This is a genomic window from Streptomyces wuyuanensis (genome assembly GCF_900103455.1).
Classification (GTDB): domain Bacteria; phylum Actinomycetota; class Actinomycetes; order Streptomycetales; family Streptomycetaceae; genus Streptomyces; species Streptomyces wuyuanensis.
Window position 1 is genome coordinate 545,278 of the sequence record NZ_FNHI01000002.1, and the last position, 10,564, is coordinate 555,841.

Below are 10,564 nucleotides of genomic sequence, written 5' to 3' on the forward strand. Positions count from 1 at the left end.
CGCCGGTCAGGCGCCGAGCTCCCCGAACGCCTCGATGGCCCGCAGCGCGTCCGCCTGCGGCATCCCGGGCGGCTGTACGCGCAGGACCAGTCCGTCCGCGCCCATCTCCGCGTACCGGCCGATCCGTTCCCGGCACTCGTCGGGCGAGCCGATCACGGAACGTGCCGCGATGTCGTCCCACTGCTGGGCATAGCGAGCCGCGTCCGCCGACGTGCGCTTCCAGTCGCCGTACGCGTCGTACAGCCCCCGCAGCGGCCGCTCCAGCGCCGCCCGCGCCCGCTGGGTGGTGGCGGCCGCGTACCCCTCGCGGCAGACGATGACCTCGGCGCCCAGCGAGGCCGGACCCTGCGGGTACGACCGGTAGGCGCGGATCTTCTCCGGCAGTTCCTCATCCGTCTCGTTGAAGGACGTGGTCCAGCCGTCGCACATCCGGGCGGTGCGCTCCAGCGCGGCGGGGACCCGGCCGCCGTTCCAGATCCGGGGCCGCGGGTCCTGCACGGGCCGCGGCGACAGGTACGCCCCCTCGACCCGGGTCCAACGGCCCTCGAAGGCCACCTCGTCCTCGGTCCACAGCCGGGTGAGCAGCTCCAGGCACTCCTCGAAGCGCGGCACGCGCTCCTCGGGCCGGGTGCCGAACAGCGTGAACTCCTCCGGCCGGTAGCCGAGGACGAACCCGGCGGTGAGCCGGCCGCCCGAGAGGACGTCGATGTGCGCCAGCGTCTCGGCGAGCCACACCGGCTGGTAGACCGGCGCGATGAGCCCGGCCGTCGCCAGCCCGATCCGCTCGGTGTGCGCGGCGAGATAGGCCAGGGAGGTGAGCGCCTCGTGATAGCCCGGCCGGTGCAGATGGCGCTCGCCCAGCACGACCCAGGAGAACCCGGCCTGTTCGGCGAGCCGCACCTGCTCCACCGCGTCGGCGAGCCGGGGCCGGTCGGCCTTGTCCGCGAAGAGGTTGACGTAGAGGCCGAGGCGCATCGGAGCGGAATCCCTTCCTTTACGGTCCGGACCGTAAAGGCTAGCGTAGCGGCGACGACCGCAACAGACGGGAGAGAACGCCCATGTCTGCGACGGACCTGCTGGTGCGCCGGCTCCGAGGCACCGTGCTGCCCGCGGTCGCAACCCCCATGGACGGGCGGGGAGTCGTCGACTTCGCGGCGCTCCGCGGCTACGCCGCCCACATCGCCGGCCAACCGGTCGGCGGCGTCGCCGTCTGGGCGCACACCGGCCGCGGGCTGTACCTGTCCGAGGAGGACCGCGGCCGGGTCCTCGCGGTGTGGCGGTCGGCGGTGGACGGGCCGATCGTGGCCGGCGTCGGCGTGCCGCGGTCCGTACGGGCCGGGCGGCCGCGCGACGCGGTGGACGCCACGGTCGCGATGGCGGTGCGGGCGGCCGAGGGCGGCGCGGACGCCGTCATGGTCTATCCGTCGGCCCTGCTGGCCGGCGACGAGGACGCCGCGGTCGCCCTGCACGAGGAGGCGGCCGCCGCGAGCGGGCTGCCCGTGCTCGGCTTCTTCCTGCACGGCGAGGCGGGCGGATACCCCTACCCGCCGAGGCTCGTCGGAAGGCTCCTCGGCCTGCCGTCGGCGGCCGGCCTCAAACTCGCCACCCTGGACCGGGCGATGGCCTGCCAGGACGCCATCCGGGCGGCGCAGCCCACCGGGAAGCTCGTCGTCACCGGCGAGGACCGGATGTTCGGGCCCTCGCTGATGTGGGGCGCCGACTCGGCGCTCGTCGGCATCGCCGCGGCCCGCGTACCGCTGACGACCGCGGTGCTGGACGCCTGGAGCGCGGGTGACCACACGGCGTTCGTCCGGGCCTCGGCGCGGCTCGACGCCTTCGCCGAGGTCACGTTCCTCGACCCGATCGAGGGCTATGTGCAGCGCATGCTGTGGGCCGCGGTCTGGGAGGGCGCCGTCCCGGAGGCCGCGGCGCACGATCCGTACGGTCCGGACCTGCCGGACGCGGAGCGCCGGGCCGTGGTCGACTGCCTGGAGAGGCTCGCGAAAGAGCCGGACACACCCCGCTGACGGGCGGGAGGCCCCGGCGGTTCCCCGGTGCCCTGGAGCTTCAGGCGGGGACTTCGAGGCCGAACAGCGCGGCCGCGTTCCGCCACAGCACCCGGTCCAGCTCCGCGGGGGTGAAGCCGGCGTCCCGCAGCACACCCAGAGACCAGCAGGGGTCGATGAGCGTCGCGTCCGTGCCGAACAGCATCCGCTCCACCGGCACCCCGGCCTCGCGCGCGTACGCGACCCGGCCCGCGTCGGCGGCGGTACGGCAGTGCTCCAGGTACAGGCCCTCGCACGAGGCGGCCGCGTGCGCAGCCTCACGCCACGCGTCCCCGCCCGCGTGACCCATGATCACCCGGAGTCCCGGTCGCGAGGCCACCATGTCGGGCAGCTGGGTGACCTCGCGCCCCCAGGTGTGGAGCAGCAGCGGGACGCCCGCCTCGGCGACCACGTCGAAAGCCTCGGCCATCTCCCGCGAACCGGGCAGCCGCCCCGGATAGTGCGTGTGGATCTTCGCTCCGACGAACCGCCCGGAGTCCAGGCAGCGGCGCAGGTCCGCGGCGCTCTCCTCGATCCGGTTCGGGTTCACCACGGCGTAGCCGTACAGGCGCGGCCGGGACGCCAGCTCCTTCATCAGCGCCGCGTTCCCGGCGACCGCGTCGTACACCACGGCCTCGGACGCCGACACCAGCTGGAGGTCGATGCCGTAGCGGTCCATCAGACGCAGGTTGTCGTCCGCGTCGCCGCAGGTGAGGTGGAACTGCCAGTGCCCCACATGGGCGTGCACGTCGATGATCGGCATCAGCTCAGCAGCTCCTCGATGTTCCTCGTGGCGACGGCGTCGCGCTCCTCGTCGGAGATGGCCGCGTAGCGCAGTCGCAGGGTCAGCGGAGAGATGTCCATGAACGGGGTGCGCGAGCCGAAGACGAGATGGCGCGCCCCCACCGAGTGCACGACCCGCTCGACGGAGTCGGGGCCCGACAGCATCCGCGTCGTCACCCGGAACCCCGGCTCCTCACGCGCCATCAGCAGGAAGTCCGCCAGCAGATACGCGTGCAGGTCCAGGAAGACCACATCGGCGTCCCGGTCCATCAGGGGAGGACCGTAGCGTCGCGGGTCGCCGTCGTGGAGCAGCACCATCCCGCGGGCCAGGGCCAGATCGACGACCCGCCGGTAGCCGGGGAAGCCGGGATCGGCGGCCTGCTCGACGGTGAACAGCCGCAGGAAGCGCACCCCGGCCGCCGCCAGCTCGTCCAGCCGGTTCTCGGCGGTCAGCGCGTCCCGGACGTCCACGGTGCCCACCGGCAGCAGCTCCGGGCAGTCCGCGAGGTCGCGCAGCGTCTCCTCGTTGCCCGCCCGGTCGTCGAACAGCGGTCCGCGCGTGGACAGGGCCAGCGCCCCGCACACGGGGGAGCGGTCGAGGCGCCGGCGCACCTCCGCGAGCGGGATGTCCCGGTGGTGCCGGGGCCACGGCCCGTACAGCACGTCCACGTCCCAGCCGATCTGCTCCCGCGGGGACGGTGTCAGCCATTCGTACGCGGGGGGCCGGTCGTGCGCCGTCGTCGTGCTCGTGCTCATCGCGCTCCCACCTCGCCCAGTGCCCGGGCGATACGGTCGACGTCGTCCTCGGTGTACGCCTCGTTCCACTGAAGCACCAGCAGCGTACGGTCGATCAGCGTCTCCGCCCGGGGACACGGGCCCGGCGGATGGCCGGACAGTGCCGGATTGGCGTACAGCGGCCGCTCCAGATAGCCCGGCAGCGCCGGCACCCCCGCCGCCTGAAGGCCCTTCGCCCAGCGGGAGTTGTCGTCCACCAGCAGCGGCATCACCCACCAGGCGTGTCCGGCCCGCCGCGAGGGGAGCCGGACCTCGGCGGACGCGGCGGAGCCCTCGACGGCGGCCGCGAACCGGGCGGCCCGCTCCCGCCGTACCCGTACGACCTCGGCGACCCGGGTCAGCTGGGTGCGGGCGACCGCCGCGACGAGCTCCGTCATCCGGTAGTTCAGGCCCATCGTGCGGTGGATGCGGCCCTCCGCGCGGTCCCAGCCCTTGTCCATGAACAAGCGCATCCTGCGGGCCAGTTCCGGATCGTCCGTGATGCTCAGACCGCCGTCGCCCGCCGTGATGTGCTTGTACTGCTGGAGGCTGAAGCAGGCGATGTCGCCGACGGTGCCGAGCAGCCGGCCGTCCTCGTCCTCGCCCAGCCACGCCTGCGCGCAGTCCTCGATCAGCAGCAGCCCGTGCCGGTCGCAGATCTCCCGCAGCCGGACCACGTCCGCGGCGCCGCCGAAGAGATGGACCGCGACGACCGCCCGGGTGCGGGGGGTGATCGCCGCCTCCACCGCGTCCGGGTCCAGGTTGCCGTCGTCCGCCCGTACGTCCGCGAACACCACCCTGCCGCCCTGGGCGAGGACCGGGGCCACCGTGCCGAAGTCCGAGATCGGGGTGGTGACGACCTCGTCGCCGGGGCCCACGCCGGCGGCGGCGACCGCGAGATGGACCGCGGCCGTGCCGGAACTGGACGAGACGGCCTCGGCGCGCCCGTACAGCTCCGCCATCTCCGCCTCCAGCGCCCGGGTCTCCCGGCCGAACGCCCCGCACAGGACCGCCGAGTCGAGGACCCGCAGCACCGCGGCGCGCTCCTCCTCGCCGAAGGTCCTGCCGCGCGGTTCGAGAACTGTGGGCAGTGGCATTTCCCGTTGCGGCATCGGGGGATTATCCTCTCGGCAGCACACGATTATGGCCTGGGCCGAAACTAGAACTCCCGTGGTCGGCCGTCAATCACGCGCGAGCCGCCCCGCGGAACGCGTCCCCGGCCCCGTCGGTACGTGCGTCACCACCCCCCTCGCAGGCCGCCGCGCCGCGACCTCAGCAGAACGGAGACCGGGCCATGCCGCTCACGGTCGGCGTGATAGGCCCCGAGGACCTGGTCCGCAAGGTCGTCGCCGTCGGCGGCCAGGCGGGCCCGGGCCGGCTGCTGCCGCTCCCGTACCGCCACGAGGACGAGACGACGGACGTCGTCACCGGTGCCGGCGCCGCCGCTGACGCCCTGCTGTTCACGGGGGTCGTCCCGCACAGCCTCGCGGCGGCGGCCGGGGTCCTCGACCGCCCCGCGATGTACGTGCCCTACAGCGGCGCCACCCTGCTGCGCGCCCTCGTCGAGCTGCTCCGCCTCGGCCACGACGTCTCCCGCGTGTCCATCGACACCCTCCGCCGCGACGAGGTCCTGGAGACGCTCACGGAGGCGAAGCTGCCCACCGAGCACATACAGGTCCTGCCCTACCGGCCCGGCCTCACCTCCCAGGACCTCGTCGACTTCCACCTCGGCGCGCGCGACACCAGGAAGTCGAGAGTCGCGATCACCTGCCTCGGCTCGGCGTTCCACGTCCTGGAGCACCGGACCCACGCGGTACGGCTCGCCCCCTCGCGGCACTCGATCCTCGCGACCCTCCAGGCCCTCGCCCTCGCCACCGCGGAACGGCACAGCGGCGACGCCCAGGTGGCCCTCGGCGTCATCGACCTGCCCGGGGCGGACGACCGGCTGGCCGACGACGTACGCATCCTCGGCGGAAGCCTCGCCGCCCTGCCCGACGGCCGGCGGCTCGTCGTCACCACCCGGGGCGTGCTCGAGAAGGCGACCGACCAGTTCACCCGCATCCCCTTCCTCGACGGCCTCGCCGCCCGGCACGGCACCGCCCACGTGGGCTTCGGACTCGGCCGTACCGCCGCGGAGGCCGAGGCCCTCGCCCGCCGCGCGGTGAACCGCGCCCGGTCCGTCGGTGCGGCCGCGGGCGTCGTATCGATGACCGACGACGTCGACATCGTCATCGACGGCACCGCCGGGGACGCCGACGGCGAGCCGGCCCCGCCCGGGGGAGCGGCTCTGCTGGCGCGGCGGACCGGCATCAGCCCGCAGACCCTCGACCGGCTGCGCGAACTGGCCTCGGAGGACCGTGGGGAGGGGCTCACGGCACACGCGGTCGCCGAGCACCTGTCCGTGCAGCAGCGCACGGCGCGCCGGATACTCAAGCGACTGGAGCGCGCGGGTGTGGCCGTCCCCACCGGAATCCGCCAGGAGGGTCAGACGGGCCGGCCGCCGATCGTGTACCGGGTGCGGCTGTAACCGGGTGGGCGGCTCCGGTCGGGGCCGCGGGGCGGGCGTCCCCTCCGCATGCCTACGCCACTCTCCTTCCGCCGCCGCCGCCGCCCGCGGCCCCGGCTGCCGTTCGTTTGCGTACGGCCGCCGCGAGGGAAGTTACGGTCCGGACCGAAACGACGTCCTGCGAAGGAGCTGAGCCGGCTTGAAGATCGCCTCGTTCCACACCCGAGTGGTCCGCGCCCCCTACCGACGCCCGTTCGCGATCAGCAGCGGGACCAGCCCCGAACTCGTCAGCCTGCTCGTCGAGGTGCGCACCACCGACGGGGCGTCGGGTTTCGGCGAGGCCTCACCGATGACCGCGTACACGGGGGAGACCCTGGCCGGGCTGCGGGCCGCGCTCACCGAGCACGCCGCGCCCGCCCTCATCGGCCGTGACCCGCGCGATCTCGCCGGGGCGCACGCGGCCATGGACGCCGCGATCCGCGGCCAGCACCTGGCCAAGGCCGCACTCGACCTCGCCCTCCACGACCTGGCGGCCCGCGCCGCCGGCTGGCCCGCGCATTTCCTCCTCGGCGGCGCCGTCACCCATCGCGTGCCCACCACCTGGGTCGTCGGACTCGGCAGCATCGCGGAGAGCGTCGAGGAGGCCGCGCAGTACGCCGGGTACGGCTTCCCCCACATCAAGCTCAAGGGCGGCGAGGACCCCGAGCGGGACGTCGAACTCGTGGCCGCCGTAAGGAAGTCCGTCCCCGACTCCGTTTCCCTCTCCCTCGACGCCAACGAGGGATACGCACCCGGCAGCGCGCTCCGCACCGTCGCGCGCCTCGCCGACGCCGGGCTCGACCTCATCGAACAGCCACTGCCCCGCTGGGACCTGGCCGGGCTCGCCGCCCTGCGCGCGCAGGGCGGCGCACGGGTGATGGCCGACGAGTCGCTCCAGTCCCTCCACGACGCGCTGGAGATCGTGCGCCGCGGCGCCGCCGACGTGCTCAACATCAAGATCCTCAAGGTCGGCGGACTCCACCGGGCCCGCCAGATCGCCGCCGTCGCCGAGGCCGCGGGGCTCGCCGTGAAGATCGGCACGATGCCGGAGCTCGGCGTCGCGACGCTCGCGGCGGCCCACCTCTCCGCGGCCCTCCCGCACGCCACGGTCCCGCCCGACCTCGTCGGCCCCCTGCTCGTCGAGCAGGAGCCGCTCGCCCCGGAGACCTTCGCGGCGACTGCCGGCACGGGCCATGTCCAGCTCCCGGACCTGCCCGGGCTGGGACACCGGCTGGCGCCCCTCTGACCGCGCCGGGCGGCCGGCGCACCGCGGGGAGGCAGGCGTCCCGGGTCCCGCAGGTACACGCGTCCGGCCGGCCGGCCGGGCCCGTGTACCGGCCCGGCCGCCCGGCCGTCACTCCGTTCCCGTCCTCGGACGTTCCCCCGTCCTCACGGCTCCCCGCCGCTGCGGCGGCGGTGGCGCCGGCGGCCGGCGCGGTCGCCCGACCGGAGGTGCGGACGGCGTCCGCCCGGTGACGGTGCCGGCGGGGGAGCGGTGGGCAGGACCCAGGACTCGGCGTTGGCCGATTCGGGCTCGAGCACGTCGTCGCCGTAGAGACCGTGCAGCCAGTTGGTCTGGTAGACGGTGTCGAGGTAGCGCTCGCCCAGGTCCGGCGCGATGGCCACCGCCGTGCGCCCGTCGCCGCCGTGCTCGGCGAGCCAGCCCATCGCTCCGCTGACGACCGTGCCGGTGGAGCCGCCGAACAGGAACCCCCTGCGGGCCAGCCGGTGGCAGGCCCGGATGGTGTCCCGTTCCTCGACGCGGATGACCTCGTCCACGTAGGACTCGTCGAGCAGCGGAGGGCGGATGCTCATCCCCAGCCCGGGGATCATCCTGCGCCCCGCCTCGCCGCCGAAGGACACGGAGCCCACGCTGTCCACCGCGATGATCCGCACCGGCCGGTGCCACTCGCGGAAGAAGCGGGCGCAGCCCATCAGCGTGCCGGTGGTCCCGGCGCCGACGAACAGCGTGTCCAGCTCGGGGAACTGACGTGCGATCTCCGGCGCCGTCCTGCGGTAGTGCGCCTTCCAGTTGCCCGGGTTCGTGTACTGGCTGAGCCACACGTACCGGCTGTCGGAGGCGCACAGCGCACGGAGGTAGTCGATCCGCGCTCCCAGGAAGCTGCCGTTGGCCTCCTGGCTGGCGATGATGTGCACCTGGCTGCCCAGGGCCTCCATCATCAGCCGGGTCGTCAGATTGCAGCGGGAGTCGGTGACGCACAGGAACTTGTAGCCCTTGCTCGCCGCGATCATGCTCAGCGCCACGCCCAGGTTGCCCGAGGAGGACTCTACGAGGATCGAATCCGGCGTCAGGACTCCGTCCCGCTCGGCGCCCTCCACCATCTCGATCGCGGCCTTCAGCTTGATCGAGCCGGCGAAGTTGAAGCCCTCGCACTTCAGGAAGAGCGAGCGCCCGAAGATCGACTCGAGGTCGATGTAGAGATCGTCTTCGTTGAAGTCTTGGGGAACGGATATGACAGGCACGATGGCCTCCTCATCTGCAGCGGACCCGCGGGGCCCCTGCGTCAGCGGCCGTGGTGGCGTCCGTAGGTGCTACGGAGACTTGACACTTGATCTCTCCTGGGACCGGTTCTGCAACGGGCGCCTCCTCACTGGCTTCCGGGCGGCTCGGCCGCACCGGGGCGGTTCCCGTACCGGTGCAGTTCGTGGAAGAAGCCGTCGACGACGTGCAGCCCACCGGAGCGCGCCACCTCGTCGTAGACCCATTTGCCGACCGCGAGGTCCAGCACTCCGAGGCCGAACGGCGAGAAGACCACCGGCCGGTCCGCCGGGAGCGACAGACGGCCCGTGATCACGTCGTCGAGCGTGCCGTCCAGGAAGGACCGGCCGCCCGTCAGCCGCTCCGCCAGGTGCGGGGAGGTTTCGGCCTTGAGGCAGTGCTCGACGTCGTCCACGACATTGGCCGAGGCGAGCAGGACCTCCGGGGCGAGATCGCGCAGGGAGACGTGCAGCACCAGCGGGTTGTGCGCGAACCACGACGGATCGGTGACGTGCGGCTTCGCGGCGATCGTCGCGAAGACCACCAGGTCGCTGAAGCGGATCAGCTCCTCCGGGTCCTCGTGCACACTGATCCGTCCCGCCGTGCGCGACTGCTCGAGGTAGCAGCGGAACCCGGCCGCGCTCTCCGGCGCCACGTCGTGCACCCCGATCTCGTCGAACGACCAGCCGGTGCCGGCGAGGAAGGTGTGGATGTAGCGGGCGATCAGGCCCGTACCGAAGAACCCGACCCGCGCCGGGCGCCCGGCCGACCGTCCGCGGCTGAGCCGGTCCGCCGCCAGCGCCGCGGAGGCGGCCGTCCTGGTCGCGCTGATGATCGAGCTCTCCAGGCAGGCGAACGGATAGCCGGTGTCGTGGTCGTTGAGGATCAGGACCGCCGACGCGCGGGGAAAACCGGCCTCCACGTTCGCGGGGAAGCTGGAGATCCATTTGATGCCGTCCACGCCGGCCCGCCCGCCGAGCGAAGCCGGCAGCGCGATGATCCGCGACGCGGGGCGGTCGGGGAAGCGCAGGAAGTACGAGGGCGGATTGACCGTACGCCCCTCGCCGTGCAGCCGGTACGTGGCCTCGACGAGTTCGACGATCCGCTTCTCGTGGCCCCGCAGCGCTCGCTGGACCTGCTCGCCCGGGATCACCGCGAACGACGGCGCGGCGGCCTCGGGGCCGTCAGGGCCGCGCGGGTTGTTCGACCGCGGATTCGCGGATTCCATGGCGGGCTCCGTCCCGCTGGATCGGATGGCTGTCACAGCGCCCTCACCTCGACGGTCGGAGAGCAGTCGGCCAGGGGCACCGGTTCGGCCATCCCGACGAGGATCTCGCGGGGGCCGTCGTAGGGCTCGCGGCTGTGGGCGGTGCGGATGTTGTCGACGAGCATCAGGTCGCCGGGCTGCCAGGGTTCGCGTGCCGTGTGGGCCTCGTAGACCTCGTTGAGGGTCTGGACGACGTCCTCGCCGACGGGGTCGCCGTTGCCGTAGCGGGTGTTGAAGGGCAGGCCGTCCTCGCCGTAGACGTCGATCAGGTATTCGCGGACCTCGGGGGCGAGGGTCCATTCGTTGAGGAACGCGATCTGGTTGAACCAGCAGCGCGCTCCGGTGACCGGGTGGCGCACGACCGCGCTGCGGTGCTGGCGGGTGCGCAGTCCGCCGTCGCTCTGCCAGTCGAGTTCGATGGCGTTGGCGCGGCAGTACTCCTCGACGGCGGTGCGGTCCTCGGTGCCGAAGGCCTCGGCCCAGGAGGCGCCGATCTCGTCGTTGTAGCTGCGGGTGAGCAGCCAGCCCTCCCGCTCGAACCGTTCCACCAGCGCCGCCGGCAGCGCCTCCAGCACGGTGGACGCGTCCGCAACGCCCGTGACCCCGCCGGACGCCGGCGCGGTCAGACACGCGAACATCATCGTGCCGGG

10 protein-coding genes are annotated in these 10,564 nt (G+C 73.3%); 3 read left to right on the forward strand and 7 right to left on the reverse strand.

The window, feature by feature from the left end; all coding sequences use genetic code 11:
- Positions 1-6: 6 nt before the first annotated feature.
- Positions 7-975 carry an LLM class flavin-dependent oxidoreductase gene (locus BLT82_RS05495; protein ID WP_093652646.1) on the reverse strand — a complete coding sequence of 323 codons (969 nt, stop codon included), beginning with the start codon at positions 973-975 and terminating at the stop codon, positions 7-9.
- An 83-nt stretch (positions 976-1,058) separates the two neighbouring features.
- On the opposite strand from BLT82_RS05495, the gene BLT82_RS05500 reads away from it, so the two are divergent.
- The gene (locus BLT82_RS05500) at positions 1,059-2,027 is read left to right on the forward strand and encodes a dihydrodipicolinate synthase family protein (protein ID WP_093652647.1); all 969 of its coding nucleotides are present in this window, start codon (positions 1,059-1,061) and stop codon (positions 2,025-2,027) included.
- A gap of 40 nt (positions 2,028-2,067) precedes the next feature.
- Here BLT82_RS05500 and BLT82_RS05505 read toward each other — a convergent pair whose 3' ends face one another.
- From BLT82_RS05505 to BLT82_RS05515, 3 genes are read right to left on the reverse strand one after another with little or no spacing between them, the layout of a single operon-like run.
- Positions 2,068-2,808, reverse strand: coding sequence for an amidohydrolase family protein (locus tag BLT82_RS05505; protein WP_093652648.1), 741 nt, complete (start codon positions 2,806-2,808; stop codon positions 2,068-2,070).
- Positions 2,808-3,584: a hypothetical protein gene (locus BLT82_RS05510; RefSeq protein ID WP_093652649.1), complete on the reverse strand. Its 777-nt coding sequence runs from the start codon at positions 3,582-3,584 to the stop codon at positions 2,808-2,810. The genes BLT82_RS05505 and BLT82_RS05510 overlap by 1 nt, the downstream gene beginning before the upstream one ends.
- Positions 3,581-4,714: a DegT/DnrJ/EryC1/StrS family aminotransferase gene (locus tag BLT82_RS05515; RefSeq protein WP_244291839.1), complete on the reverse strand. Its 1,134-nt coding sequence runs from the start codon at positions 4,712-4,714 to the stop codon at positions 3,581-3,583. Before BLT82_RS05515 ends, BLT82_RS05510 begins: the two co-directional genes overlap by 4 nt.
- Positions 4,715-4,896: 182 nt before the next feature.
- Here BLT82_RS05515 and BLT82_RS05520 point away from each other — a divergent pair, with 182 nt between their 5' ends.
- Both BLT82_RS05520 and BLT82_RS05525 read left to right on the forward strand, forming a co-directional pair.
- Positions 4,897-6,129 carry a response regulator gene (locus tag BLT82_RS05520; RefSeq protein WP_093652651.1) on the forward strand — a complete coding sequence of 411 codons (1,233 nt, stop codon included), beginning with the start codon at positions 4,897-4,899 and terminating at the stop codon, positions 6,127-6,129.
- Positions 6,130-6,307: 178 nt separating this feature from the next.
- Positions 6,308-7,393: a mandelate racemase/muconate lactonizing enzyme family protein gene (locus BLT82_RS05525; RefSeq protein WP_093652652.1), complete on the forward strand. Its 1,086-nt coding sequence runs from the start codon at positions 6,308-6,310 to the stop codon at positions 7,391-7,393.
- A 143-nt stretch (positions 7,394-7,536) separates the two neighbouring features.
- On the opposite strand, the gene sbnA is transcribed toward BLT82_RS05525, so the two are convergent.
- The 3 genes from sbnA to BLT82_RS05540 form a co-directional block, all read right to left on the reverse strand.
- The gene (gene sbnA / locus BLT82_RS05530; protein ID WP_093652653.1) at positions 7,537-8,631 is read right to left on the reverse strand and encodes a 2,3-diaminopropionate biosynthesis protein SbnA; all 1,095 of its coding nucleotides are present in this window, start codon (positions 8,629-8,631) and stop codon (positions 7,537-7,539) included.
- A gap of 125 nt (positions 8,632-8,756) precedes the next feature.
- Entirely contained in the window at positions 8,757-9,875 is a 1,119-nt protein-coding gene (gene sbnB, locus BLT82_RS05535) for a 2,3-diaminopropionate biosynthesis protein SbnB (RefSeq protein WP_093652654.1), read from the reverse strand.
- A 32-nt stretch (positions 9,876-9,907) separates the two neighbouring features.
- A partial coding sequence (locus BLT82_RS05540; protein ID WP_093652705.1) for a TauD/TfdA family dioxygenase occupies positions 9,908-10,564 on the reverse strand: 657 nt, incomplete at its 5' end.

Coding starts and splice junctions, on each gene's coding strand:
- BLT82_RS05515 (WP_244291839.1), bottom strand. CDS start 4,714: ATGCCGCAACGGGAAATGCCACTGCCCACAGTTCTCGAACCGCGCGGC.
- BLT82_RS05520 (WP_093652651.1), top strand. CDS start 4,897: ATGCCGCTCACGGTCGGCGTGATAGGCCCCGAGGACCTGGTCCGCAAG.
- BLT82_RS05500 (WP_093652647.1), top strand. CDS start 1,059: ATGTCTGCGACGGACCTGCTGGTGCGCCGGCTCCGAGGCACCGTGCTG.
- BLT82_RS05505 (WP_093652648.1), bottom strand. CDS start 2,808: ATGCCGATCATCGACGTGCACGCCCATGTGGGGCACTGGCAGTTCCAC.
- sbnB (WP_093652654.1), bottom strand. CDS start 9,875: ATGGAATCCGCGAATCCGCGGTCGAACAACCCGCGCGGCCCTGACGGC.
- BLT82_RS05510 (WP_093652649.1), bottom strand. CDS start 3,584: ATGAGCACGAGCACGACGACGGCGCACGACCGGCCCCCCGCGTACGAA.
- BLT82_RS05495 (WP_093652646.1), bottom strand. CDS start 975: ATGCGCCTCGGCCTCTACGTCAACCTCTTCGCGGACAAGGCCGACCGG.